Origin of the sequence: Commensalibacter oyaizuii (assembly GCF_029953265.1) — a bacterium.
GTDB lineage: Bacteria > Pseudomonadota > Alphaproteobacteria > Acetobacterales > Acetobacteraceae > Commensalibacter > Commensalibacter oyaizuii.
The window spans coordinates 281432-300500 of the sequence record NZ_JASBAO010000001.1; the positions used below are offsets into that span (position 1 = coordinate 281432).

Annotated in this window: 14 protein-coding genes; 7 read left to right on the top strand and 7 right to left on the bottom strand. The window is 39.2% G+C overall.

Annotation, left to right across the window (positions count from 1 at the left end):
- The first annotated feature begins 235 nt into the window (after positions 1-235).
- Positions 236-2098 (top strand): tetratricopeptide repeat protein, encoded by a 1863-nt coding sequence (locus QJV27_RS01185; protein WP_281447166.1) that lies wholly within the window; start codon positions 236-238, stop codon positions 2096-2098.
- Here the strand turns inward: QJV27_RS01185 and QJV27_RS01190 are convergent.
- From QJV27_RS01190 to tsaD, 6 genes are all read right to left on the bottom strand, one after another.
- Complete coding sequence (locus tag QJV27_RS01190) at positions 2095-5040, bottom strand: [protein-PII] uridylyltransferase (protein ID WP_281447167.1); 2946 nt, start codon at positions 5038-5040, stop codon at positions 2095-2097. The two genes, QJV27_RS01185 and QJV27_RS01190, sit on opposite strands and share 4 nt — an antisense overlap.
- Before the next feature lie 66 nt (positions 5041-5106).
- A complete protein-coding gene (gene mutS / locus QJV27_RS01195; protein ID WP_281447168.1) occupies positions 5107-7725 on the bottom strand; it encodes a DNA mismatch repair protein MutS in 2619 nt (872 codons plus the stop codon).
- An 83-nt stretch (positions 7726-7808) separates the two neighbouring features.
- Positions 7809-9362, bottom strand: coding sequence for a murein biosynthesis integral membrane protein MurJ (gene murJ, locus QJV27_RS01200; protein ID WP_281447169.1), 1554 nt, complete (start codon positions 9360-9362; stop codon positions 7809-7811).
- A 55-nt stretch (positions 9363-9417) separates the two neighbouring features.
- Positions 9418-9909: a glutathione peroxidase gene (locus QJV27_RS01205; RefSeq protein ID WP_281447170.1), complete on the bottom strand. Its 492-nt coding sequence runs from the start codon at positions 9907-9909 to the stop codon at positions 9418-9420.
- 27 nt (positions 9910-9936) lie between these two features.
- Complete coding sequence (locus QJV27_RS01210) at positions 9937-10896, bottom strand: NAD(P)H-dependent glycerol-3-phosphate dehydrogenase (protein WP_281447171.1); 960 nt, start codon at positions 10894-10896, stop codon at positions 9937-9939.
- 4 nt (positions 10897-10900) lie between these two features.
- Entirely contained in the window at positions 10901-12007 is a 1107-nt protein-coding gene (tsaD, locus tag QJV27_RS01215) for a tRNA (adenosine(37)-N6)-threonylcarbamoyltransferase complex transferase subunit TsaD (RefSeq protein ID WP_281447172.1), read from the bottom strand.
- Between the two features lie 57 nt (positions 12008-12064).
- On the opposite strand from tsaD, the gene hemC reads away from it, so the two are divergent.
- Together hemC and QJV27_RS01225 are read left to right on the top strand one after the other, a co-directional pair.
- Entirely contained in the window at positions 12065-13138 is a 1074-nt protein-coding gene (gene hemC, locus QJV27_RS01220; RefSeq protein ID WP_281447173.1) for a hydroxymethylbilane synthase, read from the top strand.
- 34 nt (positions 13139-13172) lie between these two features.
- On the top strand, positions 13173-13886 hold the full coding sequence (locus QJV27_RS01225; protein WP_281447174.1) for a uroporphyrinogen-III synthase: 714 nt from the start codon (positions 13173-13175) through the stop codon (positions 13884-13886).
- Positions 13887-13896: 10 nt separating this feature from the next.
- On the opposite strand, the gene secB is transcribed toward QJV27_RS01225, so the two are convergent.
- Positions 13897-14412 (bottom strand): protein-export chaperone SecB, encoded by a 516-nt coding sequence (secB, locus tag QJV27_RS01230; protein ID WP_281447175.1) that lies wholly within the window; start codon positions 14410-14412, stop codon positions 13897-13899.
- A gap of 286 nt (positions 14413-14698) precedes the next feature.
- On the opposite strand from secB, the gene QJV27_RS01235 reads away from it, so the two are divergent.
- The 4 genes from QJV27_RS01235 (at position 14699) to QJV27_RS01250 (ending at position 19023) form a co-directional block, all read left to right on the top strand.
- Positions 14699-15397, top strand: a complete 699-nt coding sequence (locus tag QJV27_RS01235; RefSeq protein ID WP_281447176.1) for a Tim44/TimA family putative adaptor protein — start codon at positions 14699-14701, stop codon at positions 15395-15397.
- Between the two features lie 24 nt (positions 15398-15421).
- On the top strand, positions 15422-16633 hold the full coding sequence (mltA, locus tag QJV27_RS01240; protein WP_281447177.1) for a murein transglycosylase A: 1212 nt from the start codon (positions 15422-15424) through the stop codon (positions 16631-16633).
- Positions 16634-16643: 10 nt separating this feature from the next.
- The gene (locus tag QJV27_RS01245) at positions 16644-17513 is read left to right on the top strand and encodes a DNA-methyltransferase (RefSeq protein WP_408869607.1); all 870 of its coding nucleotides are present in this window, start codon (positions 16644-16646) and stop codon (positions 17511-17513) included.
- A 94-nt stretch (positions 17514-17607) separates the two neighbouring features.
- Positions 17608-19023, top strand: coding sequence for a cytochrome-c peroxidase (locus QJV27_RS01250; RefSeq protein WP_281447178.1), 1416 nt, complete (start codon positions 17608-17610; stop codon positions 19021-19023).
- The last annotated feature ends 46 nt before the right edge of the window (positions 19024-19069 follow it).

The following is a 19069-nucleotide window of genomic DNA, read 5'->3' on the forward strand; positions in this document are numbered from 1 at the left end:
ATAGGGAATATCTGATATAAGCAAGGATATTTTATGAAAAAAAAGAAAGTGATTTTTAGTTCTAAAGTTAAATTGTGTAATATTATATAATATCTTTTGTATTTTATAAGGTTATAGAAAGAGATACAGATAATTTAAAACTATAAAGTATTAAATTGGGTCAAGAACGCGTGTAATTATAAAAATTATCAGATGTTCATTAGGTAAATTGTCAAACAAGACAGAATTGTATTTTATGTGTTACGAACAGCAAGTATGCCGCGGATTAGAATTGTTAGCATCGGGGCAAGTACAAGACGCGGATCAAGTTTTTTGTGCTGTATTAACCCACTGTCCAGATCATGCTGGTGCCTTGCATGGTCGCGCATGTGTAGCAAGGGCGATGGGTCAGGCTGGGCTTGCCATTGGGTTTGCAGGTCAAGCCATTCAGATTAAGGCCGAACCCCATTATTATATTACTCTTGGGATGGCACTTTATGAGCAAGGTCATGGCGTTGAGGGTGAAGCCGCATTAAAAAGTGCCACTTTACTCAGCCCTTATGATGCTAGGGCTTATCATGCACTGGGTATTGTGCAAGCTAAACTAGATCATATTGAGTCTGCGGGGCATGCTTTGCGCAGGGCGGTTGAGTTACAGCCTGATGTTATTACATATTGGCAAGATCTAGCTCAGTTTTATTGGGATCTGCAAGCTGTTGATCAAGCATTAAAAGTAGCACAAGAAGGTGTTAAAAAAAATATTGGTAATGTTGAGTTCCTGCAGTTACTGGGCACATTATTACATCAGTTAAATTTAGCAGAAGAGGCATTGTTGATTTTTGAAAAAATTGTTCGATTGCGCCCTAATGATCCTGTTGCACATGCCAATTTGGGGGCATTGCTCTTTCAAATAGGTAAAGTAGAAGACGCACATAAAGCTTTGTCTTTCTCGCTAGAAAAATCCCCAGATGTGACTGAAACACAGGTTAATTTTGCACTAGTACAAATGGCAAAAGGCGATTTATTAACGGCCAAATCCTATCTAGAACGCATTTATAGTGTTTGTGACGATGACAAGCGTATAGGGATTAATTTAGGATCGGTTTATTATGAATTACGATTACTAAATGATGCAGAAGCAATTTATCGAAATATATTAAAAAATAAGTACTATGATGATTACGATTTGGAAGATCATCGGGCATGCTATAATTTGTCCAGCGTACTATTAGCAAAGGGGAACTTGTGCGAAGGGTGGGGATGTATGGAATCCCGCCTTTATCTGATGCAAGCTTTGTCAGATTTGAATCAAATTCCAGTTTGGACTGGTGACGAAATTCCTAAATGCCTCTTAGTAAGATCTGAACAGGGATTGGGGGACACTATCCAGTTTATTCGGTTTTTACCCCTGTTGTTACAACGTTGCGCTGTCATTTTCGAAGTTCCTAAATCTTTGATAAGCATGATGCAACATATTTCCAAAAAATATTCGCTCGGCAATGACTTTGTCTTAATTGAACAAGGGCAGTTACTGCCCGACCATATTACACATCAATGTGCTTTGATGAGTTTGCCGCATTTGTTACAAATTGAACATATCCCGTTTTTTGTCCCGTATTTAGTTTTGGATCAACAAACACCGACTGCTCATTCACGCTATGAAGTTGGATTATGCTGGGCTGGCAATGAAAATTATCGCTTTGATAGAATTCGATCTGCCTCCTTGCAAGATTTTCATCCCTTGTTAGAGATTGATCAGGTTGAATTTCATGCTTTGCAATTGCCAAAAAAGGGGGACAACTTGTTAGACAAATTCACGCATGTACTGCCTGCTGGTGATATTCTTTCAACAGCACATTATATCAACCAACTTGATTTAGTGATTACCGTTGACACCATGATTGCACATTTGGCGGGTGCAATGGGAAAAACAGTGTGGTTACTAAACCGCTATGGTGGGGATTGGCGTTGGTATCGCGCACACCATAACGAGCAGGGTGTTAATTTATGGTATCCAACGGTCAAAGTTTTCCAACAGTCGGAGGTTTTACCGCCCAATCGTGCTTGGGAACGTACGATTAAAACAGTAAAACAGATGTTACTTACGAAAATTCACTAAGGATTTAACAAAGAGTCTGGATTGCTTTCTTGCGAAATCAATTCGACAGTTTCATTAGTTGGTAAGGTGTTAGGTTGAACCCCTGTAATGTTTTCTTCGACCTCTTGTAATACGGTAAGGATAGCGTCACGTACTATTGATAAACGTTTTTTATCCTGAATTTTCAAGCCAAACGCGTCCTTAACGTAAAAAACGTCCACAGCGCGAATGCCATATGTGGTGACGTGTGCTGAACTAATTTGTAGTTTTTGTTCTTTGATTGTTTTTGTAACATCATAAAGCAATCCAATACGATCTCGACCGTTCACTTCGATGACGGTAAATCCGTTTGATGCCTGATTATCAATAACAACACGCGGGGGAACGTGGATGGCACGCATCCGCCTTCCATACAGAGCATGACGATTATAATCGTGGATACGTTGTTCAATATCGATGGTATTATCCAGTGCAGATTGAATTAATTCCGATATTCGTTCCAAACGATGGGGTTCATCAAAAACATCTTCCGAAGCATCTTGAATCCAAAAAGTATCCAAGACCATACCATTGGTTAAGGTATGGATACGTGCATCAACGATGGATGCCCCAGCGATAGCCAATGCCCCAGAAATTTTAGAAAATAATCCAGAATGATCTGCGGCATATACCGTAACTTCTGTTACCCCTCGATCGGGCAGTGGATGGGTCTGTATTGTCAGTAATGCGTTGTTTTTAGTTGCTTCTGTAATTAAATGAGCATGACGAAGATGTGTATTTTCATCAAAAGATAACCAATAACTGGCATAACCTAAATTCATAAATTCGTTAATCGAAGACTGGGCAAGTTTTTGTGTATTTAGAAGTTTAGTTATATTTTGTTTAATTCGATAAACGCGAGAATCTTGTTCAGGGGTGGCAAGACTGCCCTCCAAAACTTCAGCAACGCGGTTATATAGTTCGGTCAACAAGGTTGCTTTCCAAGCATTCCAAACTTTTTTATTAACAGCACGCATATCAGAAACGGTTAATAAAAATAGCAATCTTAGTCGTTCTGGGGACTGGATGGTATCAACCAGATCTAAAATGGTTTTTGGATCATCAATATCACGTTGAAAAGCGGTGTGGCTTAGCAATAAATGATGTAAAATTAACCATGAAACGGTATCTGCCTCTTCGGCGGTCATATTCAAGCGGGCACAAATATCCAGTGACATTTGAGAACCTAATTCGGAGTGGTCTGCGCCTCGACCCTTGCCCATATCGTGCAATAAAGTCGCCATATATAATGCTCGTTTTGATTGTACACCTTGCAACAATTTATGAGCAAATTGTAAATCGTCTTGGTAATATCCTGCCTCTAATAATGCCAATAACTTGGCAGCCTCAATACTGTGCTGGTCAACCGTAAAGATGTGGTAGGTATCAAATTGCATTTGTCCTACTGTGCGACGCCACTCTGGCATTAACTGTCCTAAAATTCCAGTTTCATTCAGAATATGCAGCCAATTCGTATTATATTGCTCATCTGGTGATGGTAATAGAATTGTTTTTTTATTTTCTACGTGGTCTTCATTATGTAATAATTTGTATCTTGCCTTTGGTGACAAAGGTTTTGGCGTGTCACATAATAGATCTAGGAAGATTTTTGCTGCTTCTTCGTTTCCACGTAAGGAAGCAGCCCCACGTTCCCATCGAATAAGTTGATGAATAGCCAGTGGGTGAATTGCACGTTTTTCTGTTTGTGCGCATTTAAGTAATCGCATCATTTCAATTGGGTCTTGGGCAAAAGAAATATGCGCAGTTGGCAATATCTTTCCTTCAAGTAAAGTACACCCTGTATGAGGAATAAATTTACCGTTTTCAAACTTATTCAGCTTAGTTTTTTGCGTGTGAAGGGTTAATGCTGATTCAATGACATAGGTCAAACGTTGTACTTCCCTAGCAGTTAGGAAGTAATGGCGCATAAAACGTTCAACTCCGACTTGTTTACCATGCTTAGTATAACCCATGCGTCCGCCAACAACGGGTTGCATATCAAAGGTTAGACGATCCTCGGCCCGACCAGCGATATAATGTAATTGAAAACGTACTGTCCATAAAAAATTATGGGCGCGACGAATGCGGTTAATTTCCTGATCCGTCAATAAATTAAGGTCTCGTATCCTTGGAGTAATAAAATCAGAAAATTGATCCATTCCCAAAGTAAAGCGATATTCCCAATAAATGGTCTGTAAATCTCTAAGACCTCCACGTCCCTCTTTTATATTTGGTTCTACCAAATAGGGAGTTTCACCAAATTTCTGATGACGTGCATGGCGTTCTTTGTTTTTTTCTAAGATAAAACGTGATGAACCGATTTCCTCACATAAATGTTTAAATTGAGGAATAAATTGATCAAAAAGTTCTTTATGCCCACTGATAAATCTTGAATCTAATAATGCAGTAAGAACGGTTACATCTTCTTTTGCCGTTGCAAGGCATTGTGGAATTGAACGAATAGCATGCCCAATTTTGAGTCCCATATCCCACAAAAAATATAAATGAAGCTCAATTGTATCCAATAACTCTTTTGAGGGATGTTCAGAGGTTAGAAATAATATGTCCAGATCACTGAAAGGTGCTAAGCATTTTCGACCATATCCGCCTGTGGCAACTAGGGCAATAAAATTTGATTCTTGGTTAGAAGTAAGCAATTTTTTGTAAATTAGATCAAATAAAACGGTCATCAGACCATCAATATAAGAGGTCAGTTGTCTTGTTGCTTGCAATCCTGGCAGTCGGTATAATTCAAAATCACTGCGTACTTTAGACTGAACTCTTCCCACGGCACGACGAAAGATTTGCAACAACTCATCCCGGCATAGTTCGGGATTTTCAGTCAAAGTTTTTTTTATATAGTTGCGGAAATCTTCAGTTGCCTGTTGCGGATTAGAGGAGATATCGGGAAGAGGATGCTTCAATTTTTTAGACCAAGTTACGTAAAAATTTAATGATACAGTAATGAATATTATTTGGGAAGGGTTGCCCTATTTATCAATGATTTTTTTAAGTTCGTACAGAATATTTAATGATTGTTTGGGGGTAAGTTCATTGGGATCAATTTTTTTTAACATATTGCGTAGTAACTCATGTTCTTTAGAAACTGCTTTTTGTTTAGTATTTTCCAACTCTGTGTGGGGTAGAGGTAAGGTGATTTGTTCACTATTGCGTTGATTTTCAAGCATATCTAATAAATATTGTGCACGCTTTAAGGTCTGTTGTGGAACGCCAGCTAGTTCGGCAACATGGATACCCCAACTATGTTCTGCGGCCCCTGGGATGACTTCATATTGGAATATAATCTTGTTTTTCCATTCTTGTACCTTCATGGTAAATGGTTTCAGACAGTGTAAATGTTGGGTTGATTTTACCAATTCATGAAAATGTGTGGCAAAAATGGTGCGACATTGAATGGTGTTATGTAATGATTCCAACATTGCCCATGCAATTGCCAATCCATCCAAAGTTGATGTTCCACGCCCAATTTCATCAATCACAACCAAGGATTTTGGGCCTGCTTGATGTAATATTGACGCAGCTTCTGTCATTTCGACCATGAAGGTAGATCGCCCATGAGCCAGATCATCAGATGCGCCCACCCTGGAAAATAAATGATCAACAATACCAATATCTGCTTGTGCGGCGGGTACGGGCAATCCGCTTTGTGCCAAAATCACGCTCAGGGCAACTTGGCGCAGAAATGTTGATTTTCCTGCCATGTTCGGACCTGTTAGTAACATAACCCGTTTATCATCAGACAGATCGCATGAGTTAGGCGTAAATGTTGTTTGATGGCGTATGGCTGCTTCAACAACGGGATGTCTGCATTCTTTTAACTTAAAATTGGTATCGTTTGTTAGGGTTGGTACACACCAATGATGAGAGGCATATAAGGTTGCACATGATTGTAGCACATCGATAATTGCCATTGCATTAGCAAGTATAGGGATTTGCTCATCTTGAAGAACGTGTTCAATCAGTGTGTAAAACAATGATTTTTCACGTTCAGCTGCCAGCATACTTGCTTCTAGTATTTTTTCGCTAAGCTCATTTAATTCTACTGTTGTAAAGCGCGATAAATTAGCAGTTCCCTGTCTTAATATAACATCAGGATGATCGCGCAGTTTGCTGCTGTTGGAGTTCGTAACCTCTATAATGTATCCCAGTTGATTGCTGTGCTTAATTTTTAGTGTATTGATATTGTATTTTTCTTGATATTTTTTTTGCAGTGCAATGATGATTTGGTGGCTATGATCGCGCAATCTGCGATAAGAATCTAATTCCTTGTCATATCCTTCTTTGATCATCATCCCTTCTTCAATTTTTAAAGGAGGATTTTCTTCTAGGGATTCTGTCAGTTTTTGTAAAACTGTATCACCGAAAAGCAAACGTTGATGAATTGTTTGAATAAGCCTGCATGACCGACCTGTTTCTTGCTCGATTTTTTTTAAAACTATGGCAAGATCACGTGCAATTCGCAAACCATTACGAATAGAAGATAAATCTCTGGGTTGGCCTCTACCCAATGAAAGACGTCCTAAGGATCGTGACAGATCGGGCGATCCTTTAAGAGTGTTGCGTAATTCTAATAATAGGGGGGTATTTTGCTGAAGATAAATCCAGCCTTCTTGTTTTGCTCTAATTTGTTCGATTTTAGTTGATGGTGATGATAACCAATGCGCTAATAAACGGGCACCAGGAGCAGTGATCGTATGGTCAACGCTGGAAAATAGGGTAAAGTCTTGTTGTCCTTCTTTGTTTTGTAATATTTCCAAACTACTGCGTGTTGCAGGATCAATGGCCAGAATACTCTGATAATTTTGTAATTGTGGCCTTGATAGTTGAGGGATACGACCAGATTGTGTTTTTTGGATATAATACACCAACTCGTAACTGGCGATTGTTTCTTCTTGGGTAAAATCTCCCAAGGCATTAAAGGAGTTTACATTAAATAACGTTGCTAGTTCCTGTTGTGCTGTCTTAAAACTATGAAGATGGCTCAAGGATGTTTTGATAGTTTCATGTTTTTCTAAGACAAAGTCTTTAGGGGCTAAAATTTCAGATGGATTAACACGAGCCAATAGATCTTGTAATTGGGGTTGGACAATGGATGTTGTTTCAAAAATACCTGTTGAAATATCAATCCATGCAATTCCTAGATGTGGGGTTTTAGATTTTGCTTGGGGGATAATACTTAAAATATAGTTCGCTTGAGTAGCATTTAGTAATTCATCTTCTGTTAAGGTGCCAGGGGTGATTAAACGAACGATAGCTCTGGCCAAAGGACCTTTTTGCCCCTTGGGGCGATTAGCTGGACTTTCAACTTGTTCAGCAACAGCGACTTTAAATCCTTTTTTTATCAAACGAGATAAATATGTAGATGCGGTTCCCACGGGAACCCCGCACATGGGTATAGGTTGTTCTGCATGCGTCCCACGAGCCGTCAAGGCAATGTCCAAGGCATTGGCTGCGGCTTCTGCGTCTGTAAAAAACAATTCAAAGAAATCACCCATGCGAAAAAATAGCAATGCGTCTGGTTGTTCTTTTTTAAGTGCGAACCATTGCGCCATAACAGGGGTGGCACCTTCTGAGGATGGAATTGTCATATCAACTCGATTATTTTACAAACAAAATAAATAACTATATGTCTAATGAAAATAATTTAACGGGGATTGTCAAATTGATTCTCTTACTTTTTGGTTAATTTTTGTTTCAATTTTGTGAATGTTTGTTGCAAATTGATAATTTTAAGACTATGCAACATGATCCCATAAGTAAGGGCACCGATGCAGGTAAGGCTGGTAACCGCAAATAAGCGATATAAAATAGTATTTTCAGGAATATGATGAAATAGAAAAACCATTAGCAATGTTATAACAACACTCATAATAACAGCAGAAAAGACCATTCCCCCGATACGCTTCATTAAGGCCATAGGAAGATAGAGCGCATCTCGTTTCCATAAAATAAAGGATAGAAAACCAACATTGGCAATAGCTGCCAAGCTGCTGGCCAAAGGAGGACCCATATGTTCCAAAGGTTTCATCAATATAAGATTTAAAATCAGGTTAAGAGCAATGGTTACCATGCCAATTTTTACTGGTGTTGATGTATCTCCACGCGCAAAAAAGCCAGGTGATAGTACTTTTATTAGTACGAAAGCAGGTAATCCAATAGCGTATGTTTGTAAAGATTGTGCCGATGCATAGACATTGTTTACCGTAAAAGCACCATGTCCAAATAATGTCGAAATAATGGGTATGGATAAAGTAAATAATCCAAAAGCAGCAGGAATTGTTAATAATAGGCTATAATCAATTGCTTTATTTTGCACGTCATAGGCGCCATTTTTATTTCCTTTGCTAATTTCTTTGGTCAGAATAGGTAAAAGTGTTGTTCCCGCAGCAGCACCTAAGACACCTAGTGGTAATTGATTAATACGATCTGCGAAATACATAACGGATACGCTGCCAGCGGGTAATAACGTTGCTATGATCGTGTCAATCGTCAGGTTAATTTGTGTAATACCGCTACCAACAATGCCTGGGGCCATTTTTTTAAATAATTGCCGAATATCTTTGGTAAGTTTTGGGATTTGCGGTGTGATTTTTAAACCTGCTTTCCAAGCTGCAATCCATAAAATACCCAACTGAATAACACCAGATAAAGTAACGCCCGTGGCGGCAGCCCACGCAGCATTTGGCATTAAAGGTGTCAACCACAAAAGGGCTGCAATTCCTACAATATTAAAACTGACATAAGCTGCTGCTGCAATGCCAAAGCGATGTAAACTGTTTAGGACACCTGCAACCAAAGCGGCTGCACATATCAACACCATATATGGGAAAGTAATACGACTTAAAATAACAGCTTCTTGAAAGCGATGAGCGTCGTAGGTAAATCCAGGTGCAATAACCCTAACAATTTCAGGCATAAATATTTCACCTAAAATTGTTAAAAACAGAAGGATTGTTACTAAAACACTAAAAGATTCGTTCGCAAAACGCTGGGCTTCTTTTTTATTTTGTTTTGTTAACGTAGACGTAAAAAGAGGGACGAAGGCAGCGTTAAAAGCACCCTCTCCAAACAGTCGTCGAAACATATTGGGCAGACGGAAGGCAACTTGATAGGCATCTTGCAAAGGGCTGGCCCCTAAAAAGGCTGCAAGCAATTGATCCCTGATTAGTCCTAATATGCGGCTGATCATTGTCCAGCTGCCAACCGTTAAAAAATTTTTTAACATTCCTGCCTAATATTTCAGATGTATTTAAGATGATGTCAGAGATAAGAAACAATTCTTACATATCGTAAGATACGCGTTCAATAGCATTAATAAATCGTTTAGAGGATGGACGTGTAATGCTGGAAAACCATTTATATAACTTGCCTTGACGGTTGATTATATATTTATAAAAGTTCCATCGAGGCTGGGCCAAAATTCCCCCTTGGGTGGATAACCAGTGAAATAAAGGTATTGCAGACTGACCTTTTACATGGCTTTTTTGGGAAAGCAGAAAGCCAACATTATAACGAGTAGAGCAAAAACGCTTAATTTCTTCACTTGAATCATATTCTTGTCCTCCGAAATCACCACTGGGTACTGCGATAATGGTTAATCCCCAGTTGCGATATAAAGACCATAAATCCTGTAAATCTTCATATTGTGGGGTAAATTTGCAACGTGAAGCTGTATTAACGATTAATAATGGTTTGCCACGATAATCATTTAAATTAATTGTTTTTCCAGAGAGTAGGGGTAAATCAAAGTCATAGGCTGTTTTTTTTGTCATATGATGATCCATAGAATTTAGTTTTATTTATTCGTTATTTAAAGGACGTGCCATTAAAATATGCTGCGCGTCCTTTACTGTAATTTTTTCGTTTAAAAGCTCAGAGACCATTTCAATAATAGGTGTATCAATATGATGATTTTTTGCCCTTTGCAAGATGGCAGGGGCAGTGGTAACCCCTTCTGCGACGGTTGTTCGATTTTGCAAAATATCGTGCAATTTTTTTCCTTGTCCCAGTTCTACCCCCAAAGAATAATTGCGCGAGCTTTGTCCTGTGCAGGTTAAAATCAAATCACCTAAACCCGCCAATCCCGATAACGTTGCAGGGTTTCCACCTAAACCAATGCTAAGACGTGACAGTTCTGCGATACCCCGTGTAATCAGCGATGCTCTGGCATTTTCACCAAGACCCGCACCCATGGCCGCACCAGCAGCGATGGCAAAGACGTTTTTTGCCGCTCCGCCAATTTCTACGCCAATGGGGTCGTTATTGGCATATAATCGAAAACTGGGAGAGGATAACGTTTCTGCTAATTCTTGGGCTAGATTTATATTTTTAGCAGCAATGACACTGGCAGTAGGATAACCTTTGGCAACTTCATGGGCAAAATTAGGGCCTGATAAAGCACCATGCAGACGATTAGGGAAAAATTCCTCTAGTATCTCTAATGGAAATTTTAATGTATTTAGTTCAACGCCTTTGCAGCATGCAATTAAAGGTGCATGGTCGGGTAATTCGGATAAAATCGAACGTAAATGTTGTAAAGGCACAGCCAACAAAATTAGATCAGCAGTTTTAGGAAAAAGATTGCTGACAGTGATGGATGGTGGAATGGGGATACAGTCCAATCTAGATAGGATTTTAGTTTCTGGATTGGGTAGTTCTTTTCTGCTCCATAAATATACATTAGCCCCAGTTCGTTGAGCCTGAAGGGCTAAGGCAATTCCCCATGCACCTGCACCAATAACAGCAATATTTATGGGCATTGAACTATCCTTTATGATGAATTCGTTGTGAAAGTTCTGACAAAGGCCATCGGGGGCGTGGCAGGATGGCGATATCATCTATGATCATATGGTTTTGCCTGGCTTGTTGCAATATTTCAATTGCGGCCCATCCAATCATAACCGCATTATCAGTGCAATATTGCATCGGTGGTGCAATGAAGGGCAAATTATACTTGTTGGCCAAGTTTAATAAATGATTACGTAGATACTTGTTGGCAGCAACCCCCCCAGCAGTTGCTAATAAACTGATACCAGAGACCATTTGGATGGCATTTTCCAAGCGATTAAGGATGGATTGTGTGATGGTTTTTTGAAAACTTGCAGCAATATCAGCCGCTAGAGTGCGAGGTAACGGTACTGTAGTATCATAATCACTTAGTAAGTTACCAACAGCCGTTTTTAAACCTGAAAAAGAAAAGTCACATCCTGGTCTGCCATATAATGGGCGAGGTAGGGCAAAACGATCTTCATCGCCTTCTTTGGCTAATACCTCTAGTGCAGGTCCTCCTGGCCAGGGTAATCCTAACATTTTTGCAACTTTGTCAAAGGCTTCACCCGCAGCATCGTCAATAGTCCCCCCTAAATGTCGATAATGTCCAACATCTGTTACTTCGATACATTGGCAGTGTCCGCCTGAGGTCAGTAATAAAAGATAAGGGAATTGTACCTGTATATTAGATATGTTAGGGATTCTTACGGTTAATGCATGTGCCTCAATATGATTAATTGCAATAAAAGGTTTGTTTTGCGATAAAGCCAAACCTTTGGCGAAACTACTGCCAACAATGACTCCACCAATTAATCCTGGACCACAAGTTGCAGCCACGGCATCAATTTCATTCCAACTGAGATTAGAGGTGTTTATCATTTTTTCAACTAAGTTGCGTAAGTGATAAAGATGAGCTCGTGCTGCGATTTCTGGTACTACCCCGCCAAAACGAATATGTTCTTTTTGGGAATAAATTTGTTCAGAAATGATTGTTCCATCAGAACGAACCAAAGCACAAGCTGTGTCATCACAAGAAGATTCGATAGCAAGAATTGTAAAGCTGTTATTTGTTTTTATATGACTTTGGTGTATGGATGGCATAATATAAAGCATTTTTTAAGTTAAAGATATCGATATCAAAGTATAAAGTACATCTTAATGGTCATGGATAAATTATTAAATATTTCTTCTAACTCTGCTTTGCAAGAAGTAGCAGCAAAAGCTGCCCAACAAGGCTTAGCTGATCATCATGAATCGCATAAAAAGAGAGGGTTACCATTAAGAGTAGGTACCCGAGGGTCCCCATTAGCCTTGGTACAGACTCGTAATTTTTTAACCAAGCTTACTCAATTTTGCCCATTATTAAGGGAACTTGGGGCGTTTCAGGAATTCCAAATCAATACATCTGGCGACAAAATACAAGATCGCAGATTGGCTGAGATTGGCGGAAAGGGGTTGTTCGCAAAAGAAATTCACGAGCAGCTTTTGGAAGGAAAAATTGATTTTGCAGTTCATAGTTTAAAAGACTTGGAAACCAATTTACCTGAAGGATTGGTGTTGGCTTGCACTTTAAAACGTCAGGACGCACGAGATGCATTGATCGTAAATGCTGATTATCGACCTGTTGAAAGTGATTATCCATTCGACTGTTTACCCCAAGGGGCCATGATCGGTACATCCTCTGTGCGCAGACAAGCGCAATTATTACATATTCGTCCAGATTTACAATTTGGCTTATTAAGGGGAAATGTACAATCACGCTTGGATAAAATTGCAGCAAAACAGTTTGACGCAACATTTTTAGCTGCTGCGGGGATGCAACGATTAGGGATGGAGGACAGAATTGATGTTGTTTTAGATCCATCAATTATGGTACCAGCAGCAGGTCAGGGGATTGTTGGGGTTACCGTCAGGGAAAGTGATGTTGAATTACGAGAGATGTTGGCCGCAATTGAAGATAAAGAAGCCAATGCGGTTGCAACGGCAGAACGTGCTTTGTTAGAAGAGTTAGATGGATCTTGTCGCACACCTATTGGCGGGTATGCCCAACTATTACCTATTGTCGCAGGTGGGGATGCTGAATTGCACTTGGTCGGATTAGTTGCCAGAGAAGATGGTACTTTCTTATTGAAAAAAGAAATTAGTGGCTCCCCATCTGATGCTAAAGCATTAGGATATGAATTGGGCCGTCAATTGCGTAAAGATAGTCCAGCAGATATCTTTGAATCTTAAAATACCAGTCATGACTTTTAAAAGAACTTATGTGGTGATTACCCGTCCAGAACCTGGATTGTCAGAAACCATTGCCCAAGTTCAGGCTTTGGGATGGCAAGTCTTGTCCATGCCTATTATGAAAATCCATGTGATGCCTGTTATGGATGTAAATTTAAAAGCAACGCAAGCCATCATTTTTACCAGTCGTCAAGCTATTCTGCCGACGGTTCAGCAGTTATCAAAGCAATATAAAAATTGGCAACAGGTTCCAATATTTACAGTTGGGGATAGTACCGCGCTCGATGCTCAGAAAATTGGTTTTACGAATGTTTACAGTGCTCATAAAGATGCAAAAGCGTTAGCAAATCTTATTAGTCAATCTCTTGATTTTAAAAAAGGTTCTTTATTTTTCCCATCCGCCAAAGGACAAGGGCAAGGGTTGGCACAGGATTTACGGCGTTTTGGATTTGATATTGTGCATGATGAAGTCTATAGAACACAGCCAGTGGGCGCATTATCAGCACAATTTATTGAAAAATTAAAAGCTAAGGCTATTCATACAATTTTATTTTTCTCTTCGTTAAGTGCTCAGTTTTTTTGCAATTTAATTTCTGAGGATTTAAAGAAATATTTCGAATCCATCCGAGCCATTGGTATAAGCTCTAAAGTTATAGACCCTTTGAGAGCGTTACAATGGCGTGATATTCATATTGCTAAGGATCCAAACACGCAGGAAATGCTCTCTTTAATGCAAGAGCATCCCTGAGTTTTCTAAATTAAGCGTGGCCAACTTCTGTTTGTGTTTGGGCTGCTTGTTGAGCTTGCTTATTTTGCCATAAGGAAACAAAATCAATGGGTTGTAAAACAACAGGTGGGAACCCACCGTCACGTGTAACCTCACTGATGATATTGCGTGCATAGGGGAAAATTAATCTTGGCACTTCAACCAATAAAATTGGTTCAACCAATTCTTCGGGGGGGTTGTTTAAGGAAACAACAGCGCAATATACAAGTTCAGTAATGAATACTGTGCGACCCGAGGTCTGATTTTGTTTTGGTGTTTCTACGGCATCAACTTTAATTGAAAGGCTAACTTCGTATACACCTTCTTCGCTGAGGCGATTGGCATTAGCATCAATTGCAACCGAAATTTGTGGTGCATCTTCTAATGTTGCGAAAATAGAGGCTCCATGAGGGACCTCAAATGAAAGATCCTTCGTAAATTGCACATTTAAAGTTAATGGAAGTGCTGGAGGCCCTTCTTCAAGTGTATTTTGTGTTGTTTCTGACATTAAATTGGCTCTTAGAGTTAAACAAAGCTATATTTTAAAAGATCATCTTGTGAGATGTCAAAAAAATTATTTTCTTTATCTGCGAATAATACGTTGATCTTTTGTTAAAGTGTTAATTTTTTAGTGAGTGTAAGGTTAAATTTATTGAATCGATACCCATAATTATGGGATAAGGTTAAATAGTTGTTTAATAATGACGAAGATTTGGTTACATTACGATTACTTACTTCATCAAAAGATAAAGAACTTTGATTAGGACTTCACCATTCAATTGACAGGTTAGATAATGGATTTTTCTTCGGGTCATTTTCCAATAGATATTGTTATTTTGGCACTGGTAGCAGGATTTTTGATTTTAAGGTTGCGAAGCGTACTGGGAAATAAAACTGAAATTGATAAGAAAGAACACCCCGTACCTGCGATGGTGGTTGCCAAGTTCAAGCCAAATTCTGACCAACCTACCAAACCGGTTGAAGAAGTTAAGCCAAAAGTTGAAATTAACATCCCTTCACCTGATACAGAAATTGGACAGACCCTCAGCAGGATTAGCCAGCTCGATCCAACGTTTATACCTCAAAAATTCGTAGAGGGTGCTGAAATTGTCTTTAGAAAAGTGCTGACTGCTTTTGCAAATGAAGACTTGCCAACGTTACAATCAATGTTGATTACGGAGGCTTATCGCGCATTTGAAGGGGCAATTCATCAACGGCGCAATATGGAAGAAAGGCAAGTAATTGAAATTAAGTCTATTCATTCAATTACTTTGACGAAAGCACAAGTAATCGAAGATGCATCAATGAATCGAGCTGTAATTGAAGTGCAATTTATTTCTAATCAAATTAATTGTACATTTGATAAACATAAAAATCCAGTAACGGGAACTGAATCCGTAACAGAATTTATTGATTTCTGGACGTTCGAACGGATGCTTGGGGTTAATAATCAGGGTATTTCGTGGCGTTTAAAATCTGCACGTAGTGGCTAAAAATTAATTAATTGTAATATAGTTATGAAATCAATTGCGCGTTTACTTATTATAACATTGACTGGTGGCCTTACAGCTTGTGCTGTCCAAACCCCAGAAAACCCCACAGAGTTTTATCCTGTTTCCTATCAAAATTTATCGGGTTGGGATCAAGAGAACTACGGCCAACTGTTGGTATTATTTCAACAGAATTGTCAAAAAATGGACCGTCAACCCCCCAACACGCGTTTGGGTGGTGCTAGTGGTTTATTTGGTGGTGTCGTTCAAGATTGGATACCTGCGTGTCAAGCATCAATGGTGGTCAATCCTAATAATGCAGTTCAATCAAAGCAATTTTTCGAGAACTGGCTACAACCCTATCAGTATTCTGTTCAAGCAAAAACAGGCAAAGTTACAGGATATTATGAACCAGAAATTGAAGGTTCAACTGTTCAGGGAGGGGCTTACCAAATCCCAGTCTACGGCAAGCCACCAGAATTAATTGCACGCAAAGACGGTAATGGTCAAATTCAATATGGTATTGTTCAAAATGGACAATTCATCCCGTACTATACACGCGCACAAATCGATCAAGGTGCCTTGCGAGGAAGAGGGTTAGAAGTCGCTTGGGTTAAGGATCCTGCAGATTTATTTTTTATGCAAATCCAAGGATCTGGACGCATTTTATTGCCTAATGGTCAGACAATGCGTCTAGGATATGCGGGTAAAAATGGGCAACCTTATACAGCTTTAGGTAAAGTATTAATAGATCAAGGATTAATGGCTTCGAATGATGTAAATATGTATACCTTGCGCGCATGGTTACACAATCATCCAGACCAAGCAATGTCATTGATGCAAGAAAATAAAAATTATGTTTTCTTTAAACCGCTTAACGCTGATGTAACTGCCCAGGCACCCGTTGGTGCTTTTGGTATACCTTTGACGGCAGGACGATCTGTTGCTGTTGATAAAAATTGGGTACCTCTTGGTGCACCTTTATGGTTGGAAATCTCGATGCCTCTACCGCCAAATCAAGAGCGACATCCATGGAAACACATGGTATTTGCCCATGATTTAGGTGGGGGTATTACGGGAATTAATCGTATCGATTTATTCACAGGTTATGGACGATCAGCAGAGTGGTATGCGGGATTAATGAATGAAAAAGGAAAAATTTTTCTTTTGTTGCCCCGCCGTACTATTAACCAACAAGCAGTACCTGCTGTACAGCAAAATCCTATGCCTAATGAGTGAGGTCTAGGGTGTGCCTAAGAAATTAAAAGGTAATTGTAGCCAGATCGAGGAGGATTCATCTCGGCCTTATAGTTTTAAAGTTGGGAACCATACGTTAATTCGAGGGGATTGTTTAAACGTTTTACGTAAAATGCCAGAAAGCAGCGTAGATGTTGTTGTTACTTCGCCACCTTACAATTTGGGTATTGCTTACAACTCTTACAAAGATCAAAAAGCAGAGACAGAGTATCTGGATTGGTTGGTAAGTATATGTATCGAAATTAAAAGGGTTATAAAAAAAGATGGAGCATTTTTCTTAAATATAGCTGGCTCTTCCTCTAATCCTTGGTTGCCATTTGAATTAATGGTTCGGTTACGCAAAATATTTTACTTACAAAATCATATTGAATGGGTGAAATCTATTTCAATTGGTACAAATAGCCATGGCCATTTTAAACCTGTTGTCAGCAATCGTTTCTTGCATCGTAATCATGAAAATTTGTTTCATTTAACGAAAACAGGAAATGTTAAAATTAATCGTTTGGGTGTTGGTGTACCTTATAAAGACAAGTCAAATATTATAAGGCGTTCTCATCAACATGACTTACGGTGTCGGGGGGATGTTTGGTTTGTACCTTATGATACGATACGCAAAAAAGCTGAGAAATTTAACCATCCTGGGACTTTTCCTGTAACTTTGCCTCAAATGTGTTTAAAACTGCACGGCATTCCAAATCCCTTGGTGGTTGATCCTTTTATGGGAACAGGTACAACTCTTTTGGCAACTCATTTAGAGGGTGGGCGGGCAATCGGTATCGATATTGATCGAAACTATGTCAAAATTGCAAAAGAAAGAATAAAAACGCTTTTTAGCAGCGATGAACATAGTTCAAAATCTTAAAAACAATAGGAAGTTTTTAAAGCTTTTGATAGTATCGCCTTTAATTATCGTTAAGTAACTATTTTTAAGTAATTGTTAATTAGAAAGCTGGGTCATGAAAAAATTGATCTTAGCCGTTATCGTGATTGGCTGTGTGGTTTACGGTGGTACAGTAATGTATCTTAACGGATTTGACCATAAAACTGCTCCGGTACTGGCTGAAAACTCCCCTTTACGTCATGATAAAGTGGCTATGGCTGCTTTTGACGTTTTAAAAGAAGCTCGTTGTGATTATTGTCACGCTGAAAAAGTTAATTTACCTTTTTATTTTAAGCTTCCTATTGCTAATACATTAATGGAACAAGATCGTGTTAAGGGACTAAGGAATTTCCGTATGGAACCTGTCTTGGCAGCGATGAATGAAGGAAAACCTGTTAGTTTGTCTGCTCTTTCTAGAATAGAATTTGTTATGCAGAGAAACTTAATGCCGCCTTCATTATATTTATTGATGCATTGGCATTCCCGTTTGTCAGCGGAACAACGCGATGCTGTTATTAAATGGGTTAAACAAGAACGTAAGCAATATTACTCTACCCAAGGGGTGGCGGAACGGTTTGCATCTGAACCTGTACAGCCTATACCTGAATCATTACCCGTTGACCCAAAAGTGGTTGCCTTGGGCAAGAAATTGTTCTTTGAAAAAAGATTATCAGGGGATAATTCCTTAAGTTGTGCCTCTTGTCACGATTTACAAAAGGGGGGGGCAGATGGTCTGGTGACTGCAACAGGTATTAACGGACAAAAGGGGCCTATTAATGTACCAACAGTATATAATGCGGTCTTTAATCACAGTCAGTTCTGGGATGGTCGTGCAGCCGATCTAGAAGAGCAAGCAGCTGGTCCCGTAATGAATCCATTAGAAATGGGATCTACCAGTTGGGAGGAAGTTGCCAATAAACTGCGTCAAGAACCTTCGTATGAAAAAGAGTTCGAGGCAGCTTTTGGAAGTCCAGTGATCGATAAAAAAACGATTACTGATGCTATTGGTGCATATGAAAAAACATTAATTACGCCCGACAGTCCTTTTGATATGTATTTAAAAGGGGTTGAAGGTGCCATTAATACTCAGGCAAAGCGTGGTTATCAGTTATTTAAGGATAATGGATGTGCCAGCTGTCACAATGGGGTTGCTCTTGGTGGTGCCGCTTATGAAGAGTTGGGACTACAAAGTGATTATTTTAAAGACCGTGGTGGAAAATTAACTGATGCTGACCAAGGACGTTTTAACGTAACGCATAATACAATGGACAAACACGCATTTAAGGTTCCATTGTTACGTAATATTGCCCTGACTGGTCCATATTTTCATGATGGCAGTGTAACCAGCTTAAAGGTGGCTGTAGAGAAGATGCTAAAATATCAAACTCCATTTCATAAACTGTCAGATCAAGAGGTGGATGATATTGTTGCTTTCTTAAAAACACTGACAGGTAAATATCAAGGTCAACCAATTGATAAGTTAGCACCTTAATAAAAAATAAATTGCGCAATTGCAGACCTTTCACTAGTAATCTAGT